Source organism: Rhodococcus sp. 1R11 (genome assembly GCF_004563845.1).
GTDB lineage: Bacteria > Actinomycetota > Actinomycetes > Mycobacteriales > Mycobacteriaceae > Rhodococcoides.
This window is the reverse complement of the sequence record NZ_SPNG01000008.1, coordinates 162063-187272: the sequence shown is the minus strand read 5'-3', so window position 1 is coordinate 187272 and position 25210 is coordinate 162063. Positions and strand designations below refer to the sequence as shown.

25 protein-coding genes are annotated in these 25210 nt (G+C 62.2%); 15 read left to right on the top strand and 10 right to left on the bottom strand.

Translation table 11 applies throughout. The features are described 5' to 3' along the window. Positions 1-116 precede the first annotated feature (116 nt). From E4P29_RS26555 to E4P29_RS15945, 3 genes are read left to right on the top strand one after another with little or no spacing between them, the layout of a single operon-like run. Complete coding sequence (locus tag E4P29_RS26555) at positions 117-239, top strand: hypothetical protein (protein ID WP_280634548.1); 123 nt, start codon at positions 117-119, stop codon at positions 237-239. Then, positions 236-1189 (top strand): NAD(P)-dependent oxidoreductase, encoded by a 954-nt coding sequence (locus E4P29_RS15950; protein WP_167735508.1) that lies wholly within the window; start codon positions 236-238, stop codon positions 1187-1189. Before E4P29_RS26555 ends, E4P29_RS15950 begins: the two co-directional genes overlap by 4 nt. Further along, a complete protein-coding gene (locus tag E4P29_RS15945; protein ID WP_135046196.1) occupies positions 1186-2871 on the top strand; it encodes an amidohydrolase in 1686 nt (561 codons plus the stop codon). The genes E4P29_RS15950 and E4P29_RS15945 overlap by 4 nt, the downstream gene beginning before the upstream one ends. Before the next feature lie 49 nt (positions 2872-2920). On the opposite strand, the gene E4P29_RS15940 is transcribed toward E4P29_RS15945, so the two are convergent. From E4P29_RS15940 to E4P29_RS15915, 7 genes are all read right to left on the bottom strand, one after another. Continuing rightward, positions 2921-4144 (bottom strand): flavin reductase family protein, encoded by a 1224-nt coding sequence (locus E4P29_RS15940; protein ID WP_135046195.1) that lies wholly within the window; start codon positions 4142-4144, stop codon positions 2921-2923. A gap of 155 nt (positions 4145-4299) precedes the next feature. Then, positions 4300-4920, bottom strand: coding sequence for a response regulator (locus E4P29_RS15935; RefSeq protein WP_135046194.1), 621 nt, complete (start codon positions 4918-4920; stop codon positions 4300-4302). Positions 4921-5000: 80 nt separating this feature from the next. After that, on the bottom strand, positions 5001-6452 hold the full coding sequence (locus E4P29_RS15930) for an aldehyde dehydrogenase family protein (RefSeq protein ID WP_135046193.1): 1452 nt from the start codon (positions 6450-6452) through the stop codon (positions 5001-5003). Between the two features lie 57 nt (positions 6453-6509). Continuing rightward, positions 6510-7781 (bottom strand): amidase, encoded by a 1272-nt coding sequence (locus tag E4P29_RS15925; protein ID WP_245154356.1) that lies wholly within the window; start codon positions 7779-7781, stop codon positions 6510-6512. Next, the gene (locus E4P29_RS15920) at positions 7778-8047 is read right to left on the bottom strand and encodes a hypothetical protein (RefSeq protein WP_135046192.1); all 270 of its coding nucleotides are present in this window, start codon (positions 8045-8047) and stop codon (positions 7778-7780) included. The genes E4P29_RS15925 and E4P29_RS15920 overlap by 4 nt, the downstream gene beginning before the upstream one ends. A 122-nt stretch (positions 8048-8169) precedes the next feature. After that, positions 8170-8673, bottom strand: coding sequence for an ATP-binding protein (locus tag E4P29_RS26195; RefSeq protein WP_209205429.1), 504 nt, complete (start codon positions 8671-8673; stop codon positions 8170-8172). Beyond that, positions 8634-9692: a PAS domain S-box protein gene (locus tag E4P29_RS15915; RefSeq protein WP_209205428.1), complete on the bottom strand. Its 1059-nt coding sequence runs from the start codon at positions 9690-9692 to the stop codon at positions 8634-8636. The genes E4P29_RS26195 and E4P29_RS15915 overlap by 40 nt, the downstream gene beginning before the upstream one ends. A gap of 187 nt (positions 9693-9879) precedes the next feature. On the opposite strand from E4P29_RS15915, the gene E4P29_RS15910 reads away from it, so the two are divergent. The 11 genes from E4P29_RS15910 to E4P29_RS15860 all read left to right on the top strand — a co-directional run bounded on the left by E4P29_RS15910 (position 9880) and on the right by E4P29_RS15860 (position 20577). After that, positions 9880-11031 carry a flavin-dependent monooxygenase gene (locus tag E4P29_RS15910; protein WP_135046191.1) on the top strand — a complete coding sequence of 384 codons (1152 nt, stop codon included), beginning with the start codon at positions 9880-9882 and terminating at the stop codon, positions 11029-11031. A gap of 16 nt (positions 11032-11047) precedes the next feature. Next, entirely contained in the window at positions 11048-11413 is a 366-nt protein-coding gene (locus E4P29_RS15905; RefSeq protein ID WP_135046190.1) for a hypothetical protein, read from the top strand. Between the two features lie 102 nt (positions 11414-11515). Next, complete coding sequence (locus tag E4P29_RS15900; RefSeq protein ID WP_135046189.1) at positions 11516-12814, top strand: aromatic ring-hydroxylating dioxygenase subunit alpha; 1299 nt, start codon at positions 11516-11518, stop codon at positions 12812-12814. Further along, complete coding sequence (locus E4P29_RS15895) at positions 12807-13319, top strand: aromatic-ring-hydroxylating dioxygenase subunit beta (RefSeq protein WP_135046188.1); 513 nt, start codon at positions 12807-12809, stop codon at positions 13317-13319. The genes E4P29_RS15900 and E4P29_RS15895 overlap by 8 nt, the downstream gene beginning before the upstream one ends. Then, positions 13316-14056 (top strand): SDR family oxidoreductase, encoded by a 741-nt coding sequence (locus E4P29_RS15890; protein ID WP_135046187.1) that lies wholly within the window; start codon positions 13316-13318, stop codon positions 14054-14056. The genes E4P29_RS15895 and E4P29_RS15890 overlap by 4 nt, the downstream gene beginning before the upstream one ends. Positions 14057-14064: 8 nt before the next feature. Next, the gene (locus E4P29_RS15885; RefSeq protein WP_135046186.1) at positions 14065-15021 is read left to right on the top strand and encodes a PDR/VanB family oxidoreductase; all 957 of its coding nucleotides are present in this window, start codon (positions 14065-14067) and stop codon (positions 15019-15021) included. A 250-nt stretch (positions 15022-15271) separates the two neighbouring features. Then, positions 15272-16753, top strand: coding sequence for an APC family permease (locus tag E4P29_RS15880; RefSeq protein WP_135046185.1), 1482 nt, complete (start codon positions 15272-15274; stop codon positions 16751-16753). Between the two features lie 12 nt (positions 16754-16765). Continuing rightward, a complete protein-coding gene (locus tag E4P29_RS15875; protein ID WP_209205427.1) occupies positions 16766-17086 on the top strand; it encodes a TIGR04076 family protein in 321 nt (106 codons plus the stop codon). Further along, entirely contained in the window at positions 17086-18105 is a 1020-nt protein-coding gene (locus E4P29_RS15870; RefSeq protein WP_135046184.1) for an LLM class flavin-dependent oxidoreductase, read from the top strand. Before E4P29_RS15875 ends, E4P29_RS15870 begins: the two co-directional genes overlap by 1 nt. Continuing rightward, positions 18102-19109: an LLM class flavin-dependent oxidoreductase gene (locus E4P29_RS15865; RefSeq protein WP_209205426.1), complete on the top strand. Its 1008-nt coding sequence runs from the start codon at positions 18102-18104 to the stop codon at positions 19107-19109. The genes E4P29_RS15870 and E4P29_RS15865 overlap by 4 nt, the downstream gene beginning before the upstream one ends. A gap of 88 nt (positions 19110-19197) precedes the next feature. Continuing rightward, the gene (locus tag E4P29_RS15860; RefSeq protein WP_135046183.1) at positions 19198-20577 is read left to right on the top strand and encodes an NAD(P)/FAD-dependent oxidoreductase; all 1380 of its coding nucleotides are present in this window, start codon (positions 19198-19200) and stop codon (positions 20575-20577) included. A 76-nt stretch (positions 20578-20653) separates the two neighbouring features. Here E4P29_RS15860 and E4P29_RS15855 read toward each other — a convergent pair whose 3' ends face one another. The 3 genes from E4P29_RS15855 to E4P29_RS15845 form a co-directional block, all read right to left on the bottom strand. Further along, a complete protein-coding gene (locus E4P29_RS15855) occupies positions 20654-21253 on the bottom strand; it encodes a TetR/AcrR family transcriptional regulator (protein WP_135046182.1) in 600 nt (199 codons plus the stop codon). 105 nt (positions 21254-21358) lie between these two features. Beyond that, positions 21359-22729: an MFS transporter gene (locus E4P29_RS15850; RefSeq protein WP_135046181.1), complete on the bottom strand. Its 1371-nt coding sequence runs from the start codon at positions 22727-22729 to the stop codon at positions 21359-21361. A 170-nt stretch (positions 22730-22899) separates the two neighbouring features. Continuing rightward, a complete protein-coding gene (locus E4P29_RS15845; protein WP_135046180.1) occupies positions 22900-23454 on the bottom strand; it encodes a nuclear transport factor 2 family protein in 555 nt (184 codons plus the stop codon). Positions 23455-23705: 251 nt separating this feature from the next. On the opposite strand from E4P29_RS15845, the gene E4P29_RS15840 reads away from it, so the two are divergent. Next, positions 23706-25166 (top strand): APC family permease, encoded by a 1461-nt coding sequence (locus E4P29_RS15840; RefSeq protein WP_135046179.1) that lies wholly within the window; start codon positions 23706-23708, stop codon positions 25164-25166. The last annotated feature ends 44 nt before the right edge of the window (positions 25167-25210 follow it).

Genomic DNA, 25210 nt, shown 5'->3' with positions numbered 1-25210 from the left:
CCACCAACGCCCCATTCGAGGCAATGACCGCCCTCGCATTCCGGATCGATCCGGCACGTTCGACTGCGAAGCGATCTGCACGCCGCCACCCAAGTACTGGACCAGGAGAGCGACACATGGTGCTGAACAACGCAGCCGCAGCAACCGAGGGCGACCGCGACAACAGTGACAATTGGGATCTGGCATGGAATGCGCTGCAGCGCATGGTCGATCGTCTCTACCCAGATTACTGTCAGTGATCGGGACGATTCGGAAGCCACGGGCAGTGCTGGCCGATTCAGGATCCATCGATGTCGACGAATCGAAGGTTCCGGACGGTTGGGACTTTGCCGTCTCGTCCGACATTCCCTCGGGCCCTGGGATTGTGGCCTTGGCCGTCAACCCGGAGGTCGGGTCGATCGGCACTCGGCAACTCGCGGACCTACCGGACCTGAAGTTCCTCATCACGACCTCCGCAGGTACGGATCACATCGATGTGGAGGCTGCCCAGCGGGCCGGAGTCGATGTGGAGAACAACCCGGGCTACTGCACCGAGGAAGTGGCCGATCATACGATCGCGCTCGTATTGGGGTCGATTCGTCGGATCACCCAGTTCGATCGTTCTGTGCGCACCGGCGTGTGGGCACCCGGGCCGGTACCTCCGCGCCGAATAGACCACACGACGCTGGGCCTGTGGGGTTATGGGGCGATCGGACGCGCAGTCGCCCGCCGTGCCTGCGCATTGGGGATGGACGTGGTAGTTCATACGAGATCGGATCGCCCCCTGTCGGACGGCGTTCGCCGAGTCGACTGGCACGAGTTGATCACCACGAGTGACGTGCTGTCACTGCACGTCCCACTCGACGAATCGACGAGGACCGCCGTCGACGCCGGTGTCCTGCGATCGATGAAGCGAGGCGCATACCTCGTGAACGTGTCACGGGGTGGGCTGATCGACGAGAGTGCTCTGGCGGAATCACTCCGTTCCGGCCATCTCGCGGGTGCCGCACTCGACGTTCTCACGGTCGAGCCACCGGGGCGACCGCACGGACTGTTGGACGCGACCGACGCCGTCGTGACGCCACACATTGCCTGGCTGTCACTTCGATCGACTGCCGCTCCGTTCGAGAAGTTCGTCGATCTGTTGACCCGAATCGGATCGGTTCACGCACCCGGGGTGCCGCATTCCACACCGCAGAGGAAACAATGAAGATCGACACGATTCTGACCGGCGCTCAAGCCCTCACCATGGACGATTCGCGTCCGTTCGCGACGCGGATCGGAATCGATCGTGGGCTCGTCGTCGGGCTCGATTCCGACCTGGACGGGTGCACCGCCCGTACTACCGTCGACGTCGGACAGGCCACGGTTACACCGGGATTCAACGACGTTCACGCGCACAGCGTGTGGTTCGGACTTTCGTTGGACGAGGTCGATCTGTCTGCGGCACGGACGTTCGACGACATCTACGAGGCCATCGAACACGCCGCTTCCGGTGTTGCGCTCGACGGATGGATCGTCGCGGCCGGATTCGATGCGATGAGGCTCGGGGGCGTGCCCCGTATCGATGTACTCGATCGGGTTACCCAGGGCCGTAAGTTGTGGATCAAGAACCGATCCGGCCATGCGTGCGTCGTCAATTCGGTTGTGCTGGACACAATCCTGCACGGTGACACACCCACTCAGAGTGGTGGCGACATAATTCGCGACGCCGACGGCAGGCCCACCGGTCTGCTCGAGGAGAATGCGATGCGGCTCGTTCAGGATCTTGTTCTGCCGTACAGATCCGACGACATAGAGCGGGCGCTCGACCGCGCTACGGGGCACTACGCGACCGAGGGCCTGACGAGCATCACCGATGCGGGAATCGCCGGCGGGTGGATCGGCAACAGCCCGATCGAGTTCTCGGCGTATCAGAACGCGTACGACGCGGGCAGACTTCACACCCGAATGCAGCCGATGATCACCATCGACGCGCTGCAGGATATCCGGGGACACGACGACGAACCCCGACAGCACGGGCTGCCGACCGGGATACGAACTGGCTTCGGCGACAACATGCTTCGCATCGGGCCGACGAAGATTTTCACGGACGGATCGTTGCTGGGCGCAACCGCGGCTATGACGGAGGGCTACCACACCTGCCCCCACAATCATGGCTACATGCAGGGCGATCCGACCGACATGCGTCGCCGAGCGTTGGATGCTCACGCTGCGGGGTGGTCCCTCGCGCTGCACGCCATCGGCGACGAGGCCGTCGATCTGGCTATCGAGACCATTCGAGAGGCTCACCTGCGCGATGGGCGTCGCACAGTTCCCAATCGAATAGAGCACGGTGGGGTAATCCGCCCCGATCAATTGATACAGCTCTCGGAACTGGGCGCTGTCGTCGTTCCCCAACCACATTTCATCGCAACATTCGGTGACGGGATGGCAGAGCTTCTGGGTCCTCGCCGCGTCGACTGGTCGTATCGCGCGCAATCCCTCCTGGCATCCGGCCTCGTCCTCCCCGGCAGCTCCGACCGCCCGGTAGCGCACGGCGCACCCCTGACAGTCATCCAATCGTTTGTCGAAAGACTCACCGAATCGGGAGTGATGTACGGCGCGGACGAACGATTGACGGCACTACAGGCGTTGCGCGCGTACACGGTTGGATCGGCTGCAGCCACCGGGTCCGCCGGGTTCAAGGGAAGAATCGTTCCTGGCATGGCGGCTGACCTAGCGTTCCTCAGTCACGACCCGACCGCCGTCGATCCCTCCGAGATCTCGAAGATCGGCGTCCTGGGCACCCTGCTCGGAGGGCGACCTACCTGGGACTCGGGGGCATTGTCAGGACTCGGTTCGCTGTCGACCCCCGCCTCGTCCGACCATCAAGAACTGTCGGCTGTCTGAGGCAAAGCGCAACGTGGCATTGGGCGTCGTGCGTATTACGACCTCGCGGTCACAAGCCGACCTTGGCGTCGGCAGGCATACTGGCAAAGTCGGTCGACGCCGGGGCAGTTTCGAGCACGGAGACGACACCACGAGCCTTCTCGATCCACGCTGCCACCTGACGTCCCGACGCGTTCTGAGGTACCTGAGCGAGTCTGAGTGTCAACGTATGTCGTCCCGAGGGGTCTCGTACGGGGAGCACAACGGATCCGACGTTGTATGCGCTGCGATCGTCGAGTGTCTGCGGTCGGTAGTCCACGGAGGTCCGGCCGATCTCTGCTCGAATCTCGCGTTCCTGCCTCGGAGTCAGCCGACCGGACTCGTACTGCTTCGTAGCCTCACGCATGCCCGAGTATGCGTCGGATCCGATGACGGGCAGAAACGAAATGCCGTATCCGTGTTCACGAATGAACTCGAGTCGATCACGGTGCACCTGGGTGTCCTGGTCCTCCCCCTTCAGTTTGTCGATCCATCGATTCTGTTCGACCTCGGGGAGGTCGAACACGTACGAGTCGCCGATGGGTGGGACAATCGGAATCCGTTGCGCCAGAGCGGCATCTCGGTCCACACCTGGTGCAGTTGCCGACAGAACCGTCGCCATCTCGTCGGCACTGACTGCCGTCAGAACCGACACTTCGCAACCGATGTCGGCTGCGAGTGCTTCTACCTCGGAGCGAGCAGCGTGGGCCGCGTGAATCGCCGGGAGAATTTCGTGGTCCATGCGAGCCAGCAGTGAGGTACAGACGAAACTGCCGTATCCGCCCTGGAAGAAGATCAGCGGTGACACCGGATTGGTGATCGCCATGTCCTGAACCTCGCACAGTACGATCCAATGATCTCCGGCATCGACGGTCTTCCAGATCTTCGTATCCATCCAACCGATGGCATCGGTGAGAACTGGGCTGCCGTGCGGGGATTCGTGCCAGTCGATCCCGTCGAACTTGTTCTCCCAACGCCGCGCGATGGACATCACTTCTCGTTCCTGATCACCGCCGACGATGTTGATGCACAGAGACGAGCACTCCTCCATCTTGGCGAAGGTGCGTGATGTCTTCATCGGCATGAACGACACCAACGGGGGGTCGAGCGAAACGGAGCTGAATGTACCGACGACGAGTGCCAGCAATTCTCCGGAGGGGTCGACGCCGGTTACCACTGCCACGCCGGTCGGGTAGTGCCCTGTCACTTCCCGAAACGTTCGCTGTGCTTCCTCTGTTGCCACTGCGTTGGGCATGGCGATCTCCTGAGCATTCGACGGACAACCGAATTGGTATGAGACCGAACTTAATTCCGACGTGCGCTTACAGGTAGGCGGGAAACCTTTAGCAGTTCAGTAACGACCGAGCTCCGTAGAATTCGCGACCGAGAGAGCCAAGACGCGAACTACCCTCATACCGTCACACGCCACGCCAGCACGTCCCGGACCAGTGTGCCCAGACTTTCCGCCTCGGTCTTGGCCTTGATTCTGGCTCGATGTACGTCGACGGTCTTCACGCTGGTGCCCAATCGACGGGCGATCTGCTGACTGGACATCCCTTCCACGACGAGCCGCAACACTTCACGCTCCCGCGGCGTGAGCGCTTCGAGTCGCCGAAGAACCATCGCCCGCTCCGCACGCTCGTCGAATACCCCGGCCGCCGAACGCAACTGTTCCTGGACGACCTCGAGCATGCGCTGAGGCTCGTACGGCTTTTCCAGAAAATCCACCGCACCCGCACGAAGTGCACGTACGGACATCGGAATGTCCCCGTGTGCCGAACAGAAGATGATGGGAGCGGGATAATCGCGTCGGATCAGCTCGTCCTGAAGCTCGAATCCGCTCATGCCCGGCATCCTCACGTCGACAATGACGACACCAGGCTCGGCCGCGTCCATTTCTTCGAGAAATGCCGTAGCGGTCGGGTAAGTCAGAGCGTCGATCCCCACACTCTGCAGCAGAAACACGAGCGATTGCCTGAGGTCTTCGTCGTCGTCCACCACGTGGACGACGGCGGGCTTCAGGGTGTCCATGAGTTCCGAGCCTAGCGGTGGTCGGTCCGGCCCACAGCGAAAGCCGCCGACCGACAGGCCGGCGGCTTCGGCGCGGTCCATCACAGGACGATCGTGACAGTCTTCGCCTCGGTGTTGGCCAGAATCCCCTCGTATCCGAGCTCTCGTCCCAAGCCACTGGCTTTGACGCCGCCCCAGGGCAATTGCGGTGCCAGAGGTGACCATCCGTTGACAGCCACGGCACCCGCCTGCAGTACGGCCGCGACGTTGTGTGCGCGTCCCAGATCGTTGGTCCACAGCGTGGCAGCCAGGCCGTACTCGCTGTCGTTGGCGAGCGCGACCGCCTCGGCGTCGTCGTCGAACGGAACGACGACGCCCACCGGGCCGAATATCTCTTCGCGGGCAATGGTCAGATCGTTGGTACCTGCGAACACCGTCGGCCGGACGAAGTGACCACGACGGTCGTCATCGATGCCTCCCTCGACGAGGCGGGCCCCTTCGGACTTGCCCTGCGCGATGTAACCGAGGACGCGTTCCTTCTGTTTCGCGTTCACCAGAGGGCCCATGGTCGTGGACTCTTCGAAGGGGTTGCCGAGAACTTGCGCCTTGGCGGCTGCGCCGAGGCCCTCCACCACCGCGTCGTAGACGGACCTGTGCGCAAAGATACGAGTACCCGCAGCACACACCTCGCCGGAGTTGGTGAACAACCCCATGGCCGCACCACCCACTGCGGACTCGAGGTCGGCGTCGCCGAAGATGATCTGGGGCGATTTACCACCGAGTTCGAGAGTGGTGCGCTTGAAGTCCGTTGCCGAGTTCACCAGGATGCGGCGACCGACTGCGGTGGATCCGGTGAAGGACACCTTGGCGATCCCCCGGTGCGTCGTCAGCGCCTCACCGGTGACCGCTCCGAGGCCGGGAAGGACCTGTACGACGCCGGCCGGGAATCCCGCTTCCTCGACCAACCGCGCGAGATGCAGGATCGACAAGGACGCATCCTCGGCAGGCTTGACGATGACTGTGTTGCCCGTCGCCAGTGCGGGTGCGAGCTTCCACCCCAGAATCATCAAGGGAGCGTTCCAGGGGATGATCGCGGCGATCACTCCGACGGGTTCGCGGCGTGTGTACGCGAATGTCGGCCGACCCATGTACCCGTCGTTGGGCAGTGTCTCCCCGTTGATCTTGTCTGCCCATCCTGCGTAGTACCGCAGCGAGGCAACAAGATTGGGAACGAACATCATCTTGCCGAGGAAGAACAGGCCACCCATGTCGAGAGACTCGAAACGGGCGAGAATTTCGGTGTCCCGTTCGACCAGGTCGGCCAGCCTGTTGAGCAATTGCCCCTTGCGCGAAGGCGGAACCGCCGCCCAGGATCCGGTCAGAGCAGCCTGCGCAGCGGCTACTGCGCGATCGACATCGCCGGCATCTGCGGAGGCGATGTCGGCAAGCTTGTCACCGGTCGACGGGTCGAAGGACTCGAATGTTCCGGCCCCGCCGCCGCTCCATCCCCCGTCGATGAACAGGTCGGTTGTGAAATTCGATACTGCGGTCATGGCCGCCTCCTGTGGTTGTGGAAGTTGTTGTGCTCTTGAAGCATTGAGGTAAATGATTTATTCGGAGACCTGTGCTGCAATCGTGTGGGAAATCCACGATGCTCCGGCCAGCAATGTCGACTCTGCGTTCGGGGCACCGATCACCTGGATCCCGAGTGGGAGCCCGTGTGCATCGGTCATTCCGGGCACTGTGACGACAGGCAAACCCCAGGCCTGCCATGCTCTGCTGAGCACCGGGTCGCCGGTAGCAGCCAAGCCTTTCGGGGCCGGCCCCGGTGCGGCTGGTCCCACTATCACGTCGATATCGTCGAACAGGCGCACAATGCGCTCGCGCGAATCGGCGATGACATCGCAGGCCGCGTAGTAGTCCGCAGTGGTAGTGCTGGCGCCGCGCCGTAGCAGCGCTGCCAACGGATCACTGATCCGGTCCATGTCATCGAACAGTGCGCGTCGTTCCAGTGCTGCCTCGTAGGCCATCACCACCGCATGAGCCGCCGTGGCGTCGGCGATGTCCTCGGCCACCGTGCATGTCGTGACCTCCGCACCACTCGCCGCGATCGTGCGTCCGACACGTTCGACCGCCTGGGTCATCGAATGCTCGACGACGCCGAGTTCGGTTGCCTTCCAGAGAAGTACGCGTGGCCGAGCGGGCGGCAGAACATCCTGGCCGGCAAAAGCAGACCACGCGCAGGCCAGATCGCGTACTTGCGCGGTATAGATGCCGTGACTGTCGAGACTCTGGCTCAGCCCCGTCACACCCGCGGTCGAGTGACGTCCCCGGGTCATCACCATCGCCGCGACGCCGCAGTACGAAGCCGGCCTCGTCACCGACCCGGCAGTCTGGGAACCGAGCGCCAGCGGCACCTGTCCTGCAGCAACCGACGCAGCCGAGCCGCTCGACGAGCCGCCGGGAGTGTGCGAGGGCGCCGCAGGATTACCGGTCGGGCCCGGCGAGAAGAACGCGAACTCGGTCGAGACCGTCTTACCTGCAGGTACAGCACCGGCACTACGCCACGCTCGCACGACGGCTGCATCGGAATCGGCAGGCCCACGAGTCGCATACAACTGCGTCCCGCACTTGGTCGGCAGCCCTGCAACGTCGATGATGTCCTTGACACCCATGGGTATTCCGCCGAGCACGCCGACATGCCCTGCGATTTCGTCCGGGGGCGCGTGCACTACCCACGCCGCGACATCGCCTTCGCTGGAGCCGATTCGAGACTGGGAGTGGCTCCATACCTGCGCAATGGTGGTCCGACCGGCATGCAGATCATCGACGACGTCGGCGAGCGACCACGGCCGGTACAACGGTGCGCTCGGCCCGGTCACACGTCACCCCAGACGGCGTCCGCGCTCCAATAATCCATGCCGCTGACACTGACGGAATGTCGCCATTCGGAGACGCGTCTGAGAGCAGGTTCGGCGCGCGCAGTCGCGAGATCCGCAGCATCGGGCCCGTCCGCCTTTACCTGCCAGTGCACCCAATTGAGCTCGTTTCCGTCACGGTCGTGCATGAACAGGTCGACGTGTCGCCATCCGTACCCGTGAGTGTCGTTGTAACACATCAATGTCAGCTGCTCGCGTGTGTCGTCCATAGGTCACTTCCTCGGATAAGTACAGTCACGGCGTGCTCGGCAACCGAAGATCATGGGTCGACGTTACGAGCTACTCGGGCGAACCGGAATGAAGAGTTCCTTCCCGAGCCTGAAGATTTCCCCTAGACCGGCTGCACATCGATCCCGGTCGAAGCGGCCTTCTCGTCGACGCTCGGCAGTACGAACCCGAAAACCGAGCCGCCGGCCGACCCGGGTGTGTACCAAATAGTGCCGTGCTGCCGGGTGATGATCCGGTAACTGAGCGCAAGACCGATTCCGCTCCCCGACTGCTTGGTCGTGAAGGATTCGTCGAAGGGGTTGCGCTGCAGTCCCCTTCCCCTGTCGGTGACCGAGAATGCGCCGCCGTCCTCGCGTCTTCCGGTAGAGAGCGTGATCGTTCTGTCCTGTGGTGCGCACTGGGACATCTCGTCGATCGCGTTGAAGCAGAGATTGATCATGACCTGACCGGTCAACACCCGTTCGCAGCGCACTTCGACCGGCTCTTCGGCAAGATCGAATTCGATTCTTACGGAATGGTTTTCGGCACGGAGACGGATGAAGTAGAGACACTCGGCGACAACGGTGTTCAGATCGACAGTCTGATCGATCTGCTCGAGATGCCCCACGAACGTCCGCAGAGTGGCGACGATCGTTGCGGCCCGTGAATTTGCCGGTGGGCGGACGCGAGCCCGTAATCGACTCTCGGGTCGAGGGGACCGTCTCCGGTCAGGATCGTTTCGATCCCGGCCAGGAAGTTGCCTGCGGCAGCGAGTGGCTGCCCCAGCTCATGGGCGATGGCCATCGCCATGTCGCCCATTGCGTTGTAGCGAGCAAGGTAGTTCTCCCGCTGCAGTTCGAGACCCCGCATCTCCTCAGTGCGCACCCGATCGGACACGTCGTGCAACAACATCAGATAGGCGTTGGTCTCGTCCTCCTGCAGCCTCTCCACGCTTCCGTCCATCCACAGTGTCTTCCTGTCTCCCGCTGAGACTTCCAGCCGAACGGAGGCCACCGGATTGGCTTCCACCACAAGCTGACTCCACGATGCTCTGCGGCCCGCGACATGGAACGATGCGTACGACGCAAGGGACCGCCCTGACGGAGGTTCGACGCTCGGGTCGATACCGAGATGCTCCATGGCGGTGTCGGTCGCGAATCCGATTGCGCCCGCCTCGTCCAGAACGAAGGCGATAGTGGACGTATTTCTGGCCAACGCGTCGACGTACGTCGTGGTCAAACGCAGTGCACGTTCGGTGCGCTGTTCGTTCTCGATGTCTCGGAATTGCACCATCACCGCTGGGCCCTGGGCCAGTTCGATTCTCCGTGCAATTGCGTCGGTCGGGATGACGCGACCGGACTTGGACCGATAGTGCCATTCGATGCGACTGCCGCCGTGTTCGACTGCTTCCTGCAACCAGGCTCGACCGACCACCCGGTCGTATTGCTGGGCGGAACTGCTCATGTCGTTGGCCTTGAGTGGGCGAATCTCGTCGAGATCGAATTCCAACATTGCGCAGGCGGCGGGGTTGGCCCACAGAATGCTCTTGGTGTCGCCGTCGTGGATGAGTACGCATACCTGTGCAGCGTTCATCATCTCGACGAAGTCGGCAGGCACCAACTCCGGAAACTCTGGGTCCATGGCCATCTTCCCGAGGGTATGCGCGTGGGGCAGCAGATGACCTCGTTTCGGTACCGGCGCTGAAGGAATTACCTATACGACTGATGGACGCACCCCCTGTCCACCGCACTGATTACCGATTTCGACCGAACGTGACTCGCATTACGGTCGAACCAACGAAAGATGCGCACGGCTTTCACGCAAGGAGACGATCATGACACTCACCCAGCACGCCCCACCCGCCGCGACTACGACCACCCTCGCCGACGTATTGGCCGAACTGGCGCAGCGGCGGACGGAGTTTCGCGATCAGCGCTTCGTTTCCCCGGACTTCATCGCCCGGCTCAAGGATCTCGGTGTCTATCGATCGGCTACGCCGAGACGATTCGGCGGTGACCCTCGGCCCCCCGCAGAGTTTCTTCGCACGATCGAAGCCATCTCCGCAGTCGACGGATCCACCGGTTGGGTCGCCAGTTTCGGCTCCGCTCTGGTTTACCTGGCCGCTCTTCCGGTGGAAACCCAGGCCGAGCTGTACGCAGACGGGCCGGATGTCGTATTCGCAGGCGGGTTGTTCCCGGTGCAGCCGGCGGCCGCCACAGAACGTGGATTCCTGATCGACGGTCGGTGGAAGTTCGCCAGTGGCTCGATGGGTGCGGACATCCTCGGAGTCGGGATTCCCGGTGACAGTGATACCGGAGGAAAACCGCGTACGGCGCTACTCCGACCGACAAATGTGCAGATCGTGCAGGAGTGGGATGTCGTCGGTATGCGCGGCACCGGTTCGTTCGACCTGGTCGTGAACAAGGTCGAGGTCGCTCGCGAGTGGACCTTCATTCGTGGAGGCGCGCCCACCATCGACGAGCCGCTGTACCGCTACCCGACAATCGCCTACGCCGCACAGGTTCTCGCTGTGGTCGGTGCCGGCGTCGCTCGTAGTGCACTGGACTACGCCGTCCAGGTCGGTGCCGGAAAGTCCGGCATCACCGGAGCTCCGAAGCTCGCCGACCGCCCGTACTACCGCATTGCCGTCGCCGAGGCCGAGGCCGCGTTGCGCTCCGCTAGAGCGTACTTCTACGAGGTCTCCGAGGAGGTGTGGGATTCGGTGGTACGGGGCGACGAACCCACCGATGCCCAGAACGCCCACCTCAGGCTGGCGTCGAGACATCTCGCGAAGACATCGGCGTCGGTGGTCACCAAGATCGTCGAAATCTCCGGCACCGGGGCCATTTACGCATCGCATCCGCTCCAGCAGTGGGCGGGCGATGCGCTCGTTCCCCAGCAGCACGCCTTCCTGGGCCCGGCGATCCTCGACGCCGCCGGCGCAGTGTTCATGGGCCAGCCGCCCACCGTCCCCGGTTTCAAGTGACCCTCGAAGGAACAATATGACCACCACACCGCTCCGCGTTCTGTTCTGCATCGGCATCAACCAGAACTTCTTCGATCTCCCCGAGGCCGGAGTCACCACCGGTGACGTCTGGACGGCGTTCGTCGCATTGTCCGACGGCATCAAGGGTCTCGACGGCGTCGACTTCATCGGCGATATCGACGACGACTCCACCATGGTCGGCCCTTCGGACTCGTGGCCGTGGACGTGCTACCTGCTCGCCGACGTCGATTCGCACGACACCGTCAAGCAAGCATGTAATTTCCTCCGCACGATCCAGGTGGGCTCCAGCGATTGGAAGCTGTGGAAATACCTCAAGATCGAAGCACGCATCGGCCGTGCACTCACTCCGCGCACGTACTGACCTAAAGCGCGTACTCATGCTCCACCGAATGGCGTTGCTCGGCTTCGCTATTCGGTGGCCACCACTCACAACCTCGACAACGTAAGAGCCTTGGAGACATCGATGACCGTGCACGACACCGAAGAGACCGCACCGAAGTTCCCGGCGTCCGATCTGGTGATGGGCGATCGTGTCGCGGGTCGTATCTACACCGACCCGGACGTGTTCGACGAGGAGATCACCAAGATTTTCGAGAGCACCTGGATCTGGGTCGCTCACGAATCGGAACTGCCGAAGCCGGGCAGCTTCAAGTCCACTCACGTCGGCCTGCAGCCAGTGATCGTGACCAAGAATCGCAAGGGCCAGATCAACACCCTGCTGAATCGGTGTAGGCATCGCGGTGCCAGCATCTGCGAGCAGAAGACCGGCGTAGCAAACGGTTTCACTTGCCCTTACCACGCGTGGTCGTACAGTCTCGACGGGCAGCTCCGCGGAATTCCGTACCCCGAAGGTTACGAGGGCGTCATCGAAAAGGGCGAACTCTCTCTGAAGAAGCTGCGCACCGAATCGTACGGCGGGATGGTTTTCGCGACGTTCAACCAGGACATCGAATCCCTGGAGGACTTTCTCGGTGACGCCAAGCTCTGGATCGATCGCTTCATGAAGCAAGGCGGCGGATTCCCCATCAAGGTTCTCGGTACGCACCGGTTCCGTTTCAACGGGAATTGGAAGATTCAGCTCGAGAACACAACGGATGGTTACCATTTCCCCATCGTGCATCGGTCGTGGATGGCATCTGTCGATGCCGAAACGGCAGACATGATGTCCTTCATGACCAACCCGGAAGCCGTCACCCACGACCTCGGCAACGGCCACAGTGTCATGCAGATGGTGCCCGAGCACTCCGACCTCGATGCCGACGACGGAACCGAACCACTTCAAGCGCGTTTCGACGACCTCGTCGCCGAATTGTCCGCTGCGGGTCTCGACGAGGCGGCGATCCGTAAAATCGTCCGCGCCATGCACGGCACCGGCTTCAACCTCAATCTTTTCCCCAACGTCTCCATGTCGGCCGCGTTCTTCCGCGTGCTCGAGCCCACCGCGGTCGATGCGACAACCATCGAGCATCTGGCGATCGGTCCGGACGGACCGTCCGAGGTGGTGGATCCGGTGAACCGGGCTCGGTTGCGAGTACACGAGCATTTCCAGGGTCCGTTCGGTTTCGGCACGCCCGACGACGCCGAAGGATGGGATCGCGTTCAACGGGGCGCTCAGGGTGCACCCGACATGCCGATTCTCGTCAATCGTGGTGCCGCTCGGGAGAAACCGAGCGCAGAGGGGTGGCCTACCTCGCACGTGACCGACGAGACCGGCATGCGCGCAGCCTACGCACAGTGGAAAGAGATGATGAGCCATGACTGACACCGCCGTCGAAACGTTGTCCATCGCAGACACCCGAGTTGTGCGAGCGATCGAATTGATCTGGCGTGAGGCCGATCTGCTCGATCGCAAGCAGTACCAGACGTGGAAAGACCTGTACACCGAAGACGGTCTGTACGTCGTCCCGATCGATTCGACCGGGGACGACTTCGACAATCGACTGAACATGGTCTACGACGATGCGCGTATGCGCGACATGCGCGTGGTGAGGATGACCGAGGGGTATGCAATAGCGGCCGTCGACGCGGCCGTCACCACCCGAACTGTATCCAGATTCGTTGTCCAACCCTCGGGAGACGACGAGATTCATCTCCGCGCCGCGCAGATCATCGTCGCGTTCAAACGCGGGAAGCACGACTTGTGGGCCGGAGATGTGGAGTACCGCATTCGACTCGGCGTGGACGGAAGTGCCGACCGAATCGCTCTCAAAGTGATTCGGCTCGTCGACAGCGAAGACGCAGTTCCCGCAGCCGGATTTCTGTTGTGAACGCCCCGGTTGCCGTCGTCACCGGCGGCGCGAGCGGCCTCGGCGAACTCATCGTGCGCAAGCTTCACTCCGTCGGTCACCGGGTCGCCATCGCAGACATCGACCTGGCCTCCGCGGACTCGTTGGCAGCCGAACTCGGCTCCGCCGACTCGGTCCGCGGATACCGAGTCGATGTCAGTGACAGGTCTGCGCTGGAGGGTCTTCTGGCCGGAGTCGTCGACCACTTCGGATCGGTGGAGGTACTGGTCAACAATGCCGCGAAGACACAGGCTCGTTCGTTGATGGACATCACCGCCGAGGAACTCGACTCGGTGATGTCCGTCGGATTCAAAGGCACGTTCACCGCATGCCAGGTCTTCGGGAAGTACATGGCCGCCAACAAATACGGCCGCATCGTGAACATGGCCTCCTTGGCGGGACAGAACGGCGGCACGGCGACCGGCGGGCACTACGCGTCGGCCAAGGGCGCAGTGATGTCGTTGACGAAAGTCTTCGCTCGCGAACTGGCACCATCGGGCGTCACCGTGAACGCGGTGTCACCGGGGCCTCAGGACTCCGCGATCGTTCGGGAAATCGTCGGCGACGCCAATCTCGAGTCGTTTGCCCACACCATCCCTGTCGGTCGTCTGGGCGATCCGGCATTCATCGCCGAAATGGTCTCCCTGCTCGCGTCCCCGGCGGCCGCGTCGGTCACGGGTGCGTGCTGGGACGCCAACGGCGGACTCTACATGCGTTAGGAAACGCCGTGACCAGTGTCAAAGTTGTTGTCGCGCAGATCGTAGACGAGACTCCGAGTATCCGTTCCCTGCGTCTCGTCAGGGACGGCGGAGGCACCCTCGGCCCGTATCAGGCCGGTGCCCACGTCGACGTGACGGGTCCGACGGGTGTGCTGCGGCAGTACTCGTTGTGCGGGCCGCCGACCGAACCGGATTCGCTGCTGATCGCGGTGAAGCGGGAAGTAGAATCTCGCGGCGGATCCGAAGCGCTGCACAGCATTCGAGAAGGCGACATTCTCGAGATCAGTGAACCGCGCAGCCTTATCGGAGTGGCAGCGAACGCCGAACACCATCTGTTGATCGGCGCCGGTATCGGCGTCACTCCCCTGCTCAGTATGGCGTATCACCTGCACGACAGTGGCGCGGACTTTCAGCTTCACTACTTCTCACACAGTCGGGAGCACACCGCGTTCCTCGAATTGCTGGAGGAACGGGTCGAATTCCGCGACCGTGTCCACCTACACATCGGGATCACCCGCGCAGAGCAGAAGGCAGTTCTGGATGAGCTGACCGGCGAGGCACGCCCGTCTTCGGCCGTGTACACCTGCGGTCCGGAAGGTTTCATGGATTCGGTGGCATCCATCTTCACACCGACCGTGGGGCCGAACAACGTTCACATCGAACACTTCGTCGCTTCCGACATCGACACCTCGGGGGACACCGAGTTCACCGTCGAAATGGATACCGGTGAATCCTTCGAGATTCCCGCCGACCGAACCATTCTCTCCGTGCTGGAGGAGAACGGCATCGAGGTGTTCAAATCGTGCGAGGAAGGCATCTGTGGATCGTGCGTGTCCGGCGTTCTCGAGGGTGTGCCGGAGCATCGAGACAACTGCTTGTCGGCTGCAGACAAAGCTACGGGCAATCAGATCGCCCTGTGCGTCTCACGCGCCTTGTCGAGCAGATTGGTCATCGAGCTGTACTGATCCCAGCCGAGACCACGACTCCCCCGCCTTCGGACGGGGGAGTTTTTACATCTACGTACGTTGACAAACAACGTGACACGGAGCACAGTGGACTAACTTGGATCCGCGGCTCTCCGATCCGTCCGGAACAGCCAGTTTTGCACTTACGACGCCGACCGTGTGACTTCAGTTCGTTACATACAGGCATCGAGCCGGCAACGACTCGCGACGATTATCAGTCAACACACGTAGCCCAAAGTAAGGAAAACGAATGCCTGCTGAGAAAGTCCGACCCGCTGTCGACCGCGCATCCGACGGCACAGCGACCGCTGGAAGCCTCGCGCGCGGAAAGCTCGGCACCACCGACCTCGTAGCCCAGTCCTTGGCCGTCGGGCCGATCACCTCCGCGGCCCTCCTCGGTGGCATCATCGCCGCCAAAGGCGGTAGCGCCGGGCCCTTGTATCTCGTGATCGTGCTACTGGGAGTTCTGGGACTCGGAGCCGTCCTCGTCATGTTCGCCCGGCGCTACACCAGTGCTGGTGTCATGTACGAATACGTCGGCCGTACGCTCGGACCGACCGCCGGTATCTCCACAGCAGGCTTCTACTATCTCGCCTACATCATCCTCGGCGGCCCGACCATGCTGATCGGTGCGGGTGTACTCGGCCACGATGTGATGATGACGTACGCCGACGTCGATGTGCCGTTCTGGCTGATCTCCCTCGGAGTACTGCTGTTCGTCACTCTGGTCAACATTCGCGGTGTCGATCTCTCGGTACGCGCACAGCTGACCATCTTCGTGTTGTCCGTCGTGCCGTACCTGATCATCGCCGTCACCGTGATCGCCAAGGGTGGTGCCGACGGCAATACTGCTGTGGTGCTGGACCCGACGGCTCCCACCGCAGGCCAATTTCTCCCCACGTTCATCTTCTGCGCACTACTCTTCGTCGGCGTCGAATCATCGGCCTCGCTGGGTGAAGAAGCCAAGGACGCACGAAAGTCCGTACCACGCGCCATCATTGCGACCATCCTGATCGTCGCGGGATTCTGCCTTCTGATGCAGTACGCGGGAACCATCGGTTTCGGTGTCGAGAACGTCGCTCAGGATTGGGCTTCGGACCCACTCGGTCTGTCCACCCTGGGAACCACATATGTAGGCGAGTGGATCGCTCCACTGGCCCAGCTGGGCCTCGTCCTCGACATGGTCGCGGTGGCGATCGGATTCATGGTCGCTTCCTCGCGCGGAATATTTGCACTTTCCCGCGGACGCCTCCTCCCCCGATCGGGCTCGAGCCTGAGCAGGTGGCAGACGCCGACCGCCGGCATCGGGGTGTTCGCGGCGGTGTCCGTCCTCGGAATAGCGTTGGTGGCGTTGATCAGCGCGCGCACGGACATGGATCCCTACGTGGGCTTCGCCGTGGGCGCTACCTTCGGCGGATTGCTCGTCATGAGTGCGTATTTCGTGTTGATCATCGCGGCGATCAAGCTGTTGCTGCAGCGTGAATGGCACTCAGCCGGATGGATTGCGGTCGCGGCCGCAATTCTGACCGTCGGCGCAGGAATTGCCGGATCGATCTTCCCGCTGCCCGCAGACGAATCACGGTACGGAGTCTTCGCGGCTTTGGTCCTGATAGCGGTGTGTGTCGGATGGGGCATCTATCACGGAGTTGCCAGGCACCACACCCTGCCCGAACTTGCAGTAGCCGAACACGATCTCGCACCGACCGATGTGCCCCGCGCTCATATTCTCTGAAGGAACGATGCTGTGACCGACGAAAGAATGACCCTGTTCGACCTGCGAGTCACCGTGTGTGAGATCAAAGGTCGCTCGGTGTGCGGCATGAAAGAAGGTGACTTCTTCGAGGTTCGCAACAGTGATCAACTTACCCTTCCGGAGGGACAACCCTTCTGTTACTGGGCAATTCAAGCTGTCCTCCCCATGCTGCCGGCGAAAATGCGACGGCTCCCAGCAGCGGACTGGTTGGAGCAGGACACGATGGCGTGTTGTCCCGATCCCGAAGAGGGGCTCATCATGCGCATCGACCGCATCGGCGAAGTCACCATGCGCACAGAGGATCTGTCCTGATGGGGCACTACACGGAATTCGGCGTCGGGTTCGGCGGGACGCTGCCGCCCGCGGACTATCGCGCGTTGGCCCGATCGTTGGAGGCACACGGCTTTCACGTCGCGACCGCATTCGGCGATCTGATGATGCAACCCCCTGCCATGGTGCTGGCCGCCATGGCAGAGGCCACCTCCCGCTTGCGGCTCGGCGTCGGATGCTTCACGCCGTGGACCTTGCATCCGGTCGAGATTGCCGGCCAGATGGCCTATCTCGATCAACTCTCCGAAGGCAGGGCGTTTCTGGGAATCGTCCGTGGTGCATGGTTGGACCAGCTGGGTATCGATACCACCCGGGCGTTGACCGCCATAGCGGACACCCTCGGTGTGGTCGACGCCGTTCTGGCCGGTGACGGTCGCGGATACGACGGCACGAAGTATTCGGTCGGGACCGGTACTCGCCCCTACTATCCGGTACCTCGAAAAGCACTGCCGCTCATGATAGGAACATGGAGCCCCCGGCTTGCCGAGTTCGCCGGCCGACGAGCCGACGAGATTCAGGTCGGCGGCTGCGCCAACCCTGCCATGATCCCGCTGATCCGCGGCTGGGCCGAACCCGGAGAACGGGCCGCGGGAAAGCTCCCGGGAACAACGAGGATTGTCCTCACGGCAGTGACCGTCGTCGACGAGGACGGCGACGCTGCGCGCCGTCGAGCCCGCACCGAAGCCGCGTTACCGATGCATGCGATCGCAGCGCTGGATCGAACTGTCTCGATCGAACCCGAACTGCTCGACCGCATCGGAACACTGCTTCGGCAACATCGCTACGAGGATGCCGGACTGCTGATTCCCGACGACCTGCTGACGAAGTTCTCCTTTTGCGGCACTCCTACCGAGGTTGCCGAACAGGCCGCCGCCGCCTACGACGCCGGGGCCACACGGGTCGAATTCGATTCACCGTTCGGCATCACCGAAGCCGGTGGAATCGACCTCCTGGGTAGCAAGGTCCTGCCGATTCTTCGTTCGCTCGGGTACGGCTCGTGACCGACATCGGGCAGTACGAAATCGGAGTCGGCCTCGCGGGAAGTTTCGCACCACAGGACTACGCACCTCTGGCCGCTCGTCTGGAAGCGGCAGGTTTCGATGCCGTCACAGTATTCGGCGATCTGATGTACCAGCCCCCGGCGCTGGTGCTGCACAGCATGACCGCGTCGACATCCCGGATGCGGCTCGGTATCGCCGCGTACACGCCGTGGACGCAGCACCCGGTGGAAGTCGCGGGGCAAGTGGCACTCCTCGATGCCGCCTCCGGAGGGCGAGCCTTCTACGGCCTGGTACGCGGGGCGTGGATGGAGCAGTTGGGCAACGATCAGAGCCGGGCCCTTTCGGCGATCGTCGACACTGCGTCGATCGTGACCGCACTACTGGCCGGGGATACATCCGGTTACGAAGGAAAGGTGTACTCACTCGCTGCGGGCACCACGGCGATGTACCCCGTACTCCGCCCGAAGGTTCCTCTGCTGATCGGCTCCTGGAGTCCGCGACTTGCAGCCATCGCCGGGCGTATCGCAGACGAACTGCAAGCAGGCGGTAGCGCCAATCCAGCCATGGTGGGCCGCCTGTCCGCCATGGCTGCGGTCGGTGATTGCGAGCAGACACCGGGGATCTGCCTCAATGCGATCGCTGTCGTCGACGAAGATGGACACGCCGCTCGTGCCGCAGCCAGAACCGCTGCGGCACCGTACTTCGACGTTGTGGCCTGCCACGATCCGACGGTCGAGTTGGATCCGGAACTGTCCAAGCGCATCAACATTCTGTGCCGAGCCGGCGATCATCGAGCCGCAGGTCTCCTCATCCCCGATGACGTGCTGAACAAATTCGCGTTCGCCGGGACACCCACCCACGTTGCCGAACACGCGGCGAGCATCATCCGAGCCGGCGCACGCCGGGTGGAGTTCGATACCCCGTTCGGCCTGACCACCGGTAGCGGCCTTCGGCTGCTGTGCGAGGAGGTTCTGCCCACAGTTCGGGCCATTCTCCGAAACTGAAACTATGCAATCGTCGGCACTCGATTCATCTGTGCAACAACAACTATCACCCGGCGCGGCCGGGTAATCAACAGAAAGCGTTATCGATATGACCCCATCTACCGCCACCACGACACCTCCCTCGGTCGATACCGATCGTAAGAAGGTGATCGTCGTCGGGGCCGGATTTGCCGGTCTGACCGCAACCCGAGAGCTCGAAAATGCAGGATACAGCGTCACCGTCTTCGAGGCCCGTGACCGGATCGGCGGCCGCGCGTGGACCAATTCCCTACTGGGCGGCCACCAACTGGAGATGGGTGCTACATGGGTGCACTGGATGCAGCCTTTCGTGTGGACCGAGATCACTCGATACGGCCAGAAGATCTACCCGAGCCCGGACATAGAGAACGCGTACTGGGTCAGTGAGGGCACCGTTCATTCCGGAACCGAACACGATCTCGATGTCGCACTCAGCGCGATCCAAGAAAAAATCTTCGAGGGTTCTCGCGAGTTCTTCCCCTTCCCCCACGAGCCCCTCAGGGTGCTTGAGGATCCGAACACCCCGGACGAGCTCCGTGCACGCTTTCTCGCTGCAGATGAAGGCAGCGTGCTCGACTGTCTACGTAACGGTGAATTCACCCAGGAACAGATCGATCTCGCGGACTCGTACTGGTCCGCCGGGTATCAGGGGTCGACCGCAACGGCGTCGCCTCTGATGGCAAAGCACTGGGCGTCGTTGAGTGATCATCGCAGTTCTCTCATGGACGAGCAGACTCTCCGTTTCAAGCTCGTGGACGGTATGCGCGGCTTGTACGAGGCCTTGGCGGCAGACATCCGTAGCGACATCGTGCTGGATACCGCCGTGACACGAGTGGAACACGGCCCGACGTCGTCCTCGGTGACGCTGGCCGACGGCACCGTCGTCGCCGCCGACGCCGTCGTCGTCACGGTCCCGATCGGCGCGCTGAAGAACATCACGTTCTCCCCGCCGCTCGGAGCAGAACAGCAGACCCTCATCCGCGACGGATCGAACTCCACGGGTTTCAAGATCTGGGTCAAAGTCGCCGGTCACCACTCGGTCATCGCCGGAGCTCCCGGTGAGCACCCGATCTCACTGCTGCGCAGCGAGTACTTCCTCGAGGACGAGGACGCCACAATCCTCGTCGGATTCGGATCGGACCACACCGCAATCGATCTCGACGATACGGCGTCCGCGCAGAAGGCGCTCGATGTCTGGGCCACCGGGATGCAGGTCCTCGATTGCGGTGGGCACGATTGGGCCGCAGACGAATGGTCGGGACAGACGTGGGCAACACTGCGGTCCGGACAGTTCACCCAGGGCTGGAAGTCGTTCCACGGCAGGGAAACTCGGCTCCGATTCGCGGGTGCGGACATCGCTCGGGGGTGGAACGGAGTGGTTGTCGACGGAGCGATCGAAACCGGAATCACCGCTGCACGCACGCTGATCGCCGACTTGAACAAGGTGTAGATCTCCAGCGCGGCCGAACTGTGTCATCGGCGTCTCGCGACCGAAGCAACGCTCGGTCCCGAGACGCCGTGCGGGCTCACACCGACGTATTCGCCCGGCATCCATCGAGAATCGTGTCGATGAGCGCGAGCTGCGCTTTCCGAGACGTCCCAGAGTGCCCGAGCACTGCGGTGACCTGTAGGCCGATGATCGTCGTCATGATCAGGCTCGCGTGCACGTCGACGTCGATGTCTCGAAGTACACCGTCCTCGACCGCCTCTGCCAGATGGGCCGCAATTCGAGAACTCCACTGGCCGACGATGTCGTTGTTGGACTTCTCCATGTCCCTGTCGGTCAATGCTCGTTGCCACAGCGAAATGGCAATCCGTGCTTCGAGCCGAGTCTCTTCGGTCAACGGCATGATCTCGACGCAGACCTTGCGTAGCGCCTTCAGCCCACGATGAGTTCTCACCGAACTCTCGATTCGAGAATTGGTCTCCTCGAGCACCAACTCGAATGCGGCGCGCAGAATTTCGTCCTTGCCCGAGAAGTATCTACTCAGCGCTCCGTTGGTGTACCCCGCCTCGGCCGCAAGGTCTCGCATGTTGACGCCGTCGATGCCCCTGGCCGCGATGAGACGCCACGCGGCCGCAACGATGGTGTGGCGACGCTCGTCGCGATCGACCACTTTCGGCATGATGTCCTCGTCTCGGTATCGATTGTGTAGCAACCGTACCAAGACGAGGACTCCGTGCAGGACGCACTTGTGCTCGCTTCCGAAACTCGTCGGATGAGATCGCCTTCAGGAAGTTGTGGCCGAATCTGCTGCAGCAATTCGGCTGCGCTCCAACCGAACCGGTGCAGTCTCAGGGAGAATCCACAGACAGGTCAACGAGATGACGCACGCCCCGGCCAGGTAGTAGCCGATGTTGGAGGCGTCACCGGTGAAGGCGACGATCCGATTGGCGATCAATGGCGCTATTCCGCCGCCGAGTACCGCGCCGACGTGGAACGCGATGCCCATGCCCGTCTGGCGTTGTTCCTTGGGGAACAGCTCGGTGAAGTAGGTGTACATGGGCCCGAAAAGGAAACCAGTGGTGGTGAATCCGATCATCAAGCCGAGGACGACCGAGGTGACGGTGCCCCATTGAGCCATGTGAAAGATGGTGAGCGCGGCTGCGATGGTGGCTATCGCGCCGCCCATCATCACCGGTCGCCGTCCGATTCGGTCCGACAACAGAGATGCGATCACCACGGCGACGCCGTGCAGTACCAGTGCGGCAATGCTGCCGTAGACGATGTCGGTACGTGGCAGGCCGAGCCCTTCGGGTGCCTTCGCGGTGGCGTAGGACAGCATGAAGATCGCCAGCACGAAGGTGGTCGAATTCAATCCCACGTTGACGCCCGCGGCGAGCAGCAAGCGCCGCCAATTGCTCTCGATCACTGCCTTGAACGGCATCTGCGCACGCACGGCCTCTTCACCGCGGTCGGCAATCATCTGTTGGAACACCGGGCTCTCGTGAACGCCCCTACGAACCCACAACCCCATCACAAGCACCAGGCCGCCGAAGAGGAACGGGAGCCGCCAAGCCCAGTCCTGAACGGTATCCGCTGGTAGCAACAGCACCAGGGCGAACGATACGTTCGCGAGGATCGTTCCGATCGGCGATCCGAGAGCTGTGAAAACTCCGTACCGGGCCCTTTGATCGTCGGGCGAATGCTCGATGGCCAGTACCGCCGCGCCACCGGTCTCGCCGCCACGACTCAAACCGTGAAGGAGCCTGAGCAGGACCAGACATACCGGTGCCGCGACGCCTACCTGCGCGTACGTCGGTAGCAAGCCGATGATCAGGGTGGCGGCACCCATCCCGAGGAACGTCAGTTGTAGAGCGCGACGACGACCGTATGTATCACCCACCCAGCCGAAGAACACAGCTCCCAACGGAGCCATCAAGAACCCGATGCCGAACGTCGCCAGCCCCATGAACGTTCCGAACCACGCGTTACCCGTTCGAAAGAAGTTATCGGTGAACACGAGTGCAGTCGCAGTTCCGTAGATGGCGAAATCGTAGAATTCCAATGAGGTTCCGACACCGCTGGCGAACGCAATGCGCGTCAGACTCGACCGCTGCGGGGGCGACTGGACTTCGGTCTCGACAATTTTTTCGGACATCGGTTCGCTCCTGCTCGGTTGAACGGCCGCCGGACTGAACAATGACTTTCACGGCGCTGTAGACAACACTGTCGACTGTTCGAGTGGAAATTTCAGCGCAAGTCCAACGAAATAAAGGTTTCTCTACACGGGCGATGCAACCTCCCTATTGACATGTCCGCTTCGATCCATCACGGCTTCAGCAACACCGAGGTGCTGGGGTAAGCCTCCGCGAAGTGGTTCGGCAGTGGTGCCACGAAGACATTTTCGGTGCGGGTACGAGAAATGAGCCACCTGCCGTCTACCTTGCGGAAAGCATTGTTCAATCGACTGGATCGCAGCAGACTCTTGCCGTCGGCAAACAGCCAGGGCTGCATATGAATCCATTGACCTTCTGCTGTGTCGCCGGTGACGTGGATCTGTTCGGAGGTGAGGTAGTGCGCGTTGAGCAACAGTGCGGGGTCGTTCTTTTCACCCCAGAACCTGTTGAAGTGCGCCCGAATTGCATCCTTGCCCTCGGCGCGACCGAATTGGCCATCGTAATATTCGCCCACGCCTTCCCACACCGCATCCTCGGTGTACAGGTCGAGCACGAGTTCGATTCGATGGGCGTCGTCGTCCACCCCGAATTCGGGACACGGCGTATCGCACAGAAACATGTACCGCGCTTGAATGCGTCGGATGTCCGCCTCGGACTCGAGTACCTCGAGTCGAGCTGTCAATTCGGCGATGGTCGCATCGGTCATTTTTATTGTCTCTCCTCGATATTTGTTCACGGTCTGCTCCGCCTGGACGCTACGTCGTCGGCGAACGCGTCGACATAGGCAAATCCTTCAGTGACCCGGGCGCAGGAGGGGCTATGACGGCGGTAAAGAAAATGACTATGTTCGCCGGGCCTTTGCGGTCGTAGCCTCCTACCTTATCGGTCAACACACGTAGAGCCTTCGGCCTGAAGTTCGTGTGCGTACCACTGAGCCCAGCGCAAGGAGCAGTACACATGTCCGTCAATGCGAATCAACTACGGGGATCGATCGGGGTCGTCGGCATCGTCTTCCTCGTCGTGGCCGCCGCCTCCCCCCTGACTACCGTCGCGGGGTCACTGCCGGTGATGATCGCTCTCGGCAACGGTGCCGGCGCACCGCTGACCTACGTCATAGCGGCGCTGGTCCTCTTGGTGTTCAGCGTCGGTTACGCCACCATGAGTGCCGCGGTCACCGACACCGGAGCGTTCTACACGTACGTCACGAAGGGGCTGGGCAGCAGCGTCGGCGTCGGTGCCGCCGGCCTCGCGGTGTTCGCCTACACCACTGTCCAGGCCGGTGTATACGGGTTGGCCGCCAACACCATTCAATCTTTGGTCGTCAAGTACGGTGGGCCCGACCTTCCTTGGTGGGTGTGGGCGTTCGTCCTGATGGCTGTCGTCGGTCTGGTCGGCTACCGCAACATCGACGTGGGTACCAAGGTCCTCGGGGTGTTGCTGGTGCTCGAGTTCATCGCCATCGTCGCACTGTCGGTGGCGGTGTTCTCCAAGGGCGGCGCGCATGGAGTCGACTTCGACTCCTTCACTCCCGACGCGTTCTTCTCTGCCTCGCCTGGCATCGCGATGATGTTCGCCATCGGGTCGTTCATGGGTTTCGAGGCCACCGCGATCTACAGCGAGGAGGCGCGCAATCCGAAACGGACCGTGCCCGTCGCCACCTATGCTGCAATCATCGTCATCGGCGTGCTGTATGCAGTCGCCAGCTGGGCCGTCGTGCTGGCATTCGGTAGCGACCGAGTTGCCGCTGCTGCCGCTGCAGACACCGCAGGCCTGACTTTCGACGCTGCAGCGTTGTACCTCTCCCCCGCCGCCGCTGACGCGATGGCAATCATGCTGGTGACAAGCCTGTTCGCGACTCTGCTGGCATTTCACAGTGCTATCTCGCGCTACGTACTTGCGCTGGCGCGCAAGGGTTTCGCGCCACAGCGCTTGGCCGCAATCCATCACAGGCACGGTTCACCGCACGCCGGTTCGTTGCTGCAGAGCGCCTCCGCCTTCGTCGTGGTCGGCATCTTCGCCATCGTCGGCGCCGATCCCGTATTGCAGTTGTTTACCTGGATGTCAGGGGTGGCGATCGTCGCGATCCTGGTCTTGATGGTGTTGACGAGTGTCGCGATCATCGTCTACTTCCACCGCACCAGCAGCGACAACCGGTGGTGGCACACCCGCATCGCTCCGTTGCTGGGCAGCCTGGGCTTGATCGCCATCACCGCACTGGTCGTAGACAACTTCACGACCCTCATCGGTGGTTCGGACACAATTGCCAACGTCTTCCTTGCCGGCGTTGCCGTGGTGTTCCTGGTCGGCGTGGTTGCGGGGAAAATCGTGGCCGGCCGTCGGGCCGGTGCCGAGCCCCAGAAGATCGAGCCCCAGAACGTCGAGCCCGAGAACGTCGAGCGCACCCCGTCCACGAGCTGAGTACCCATCACCGCTACCCGACTGTCCGCTCGGGGGCACATCTT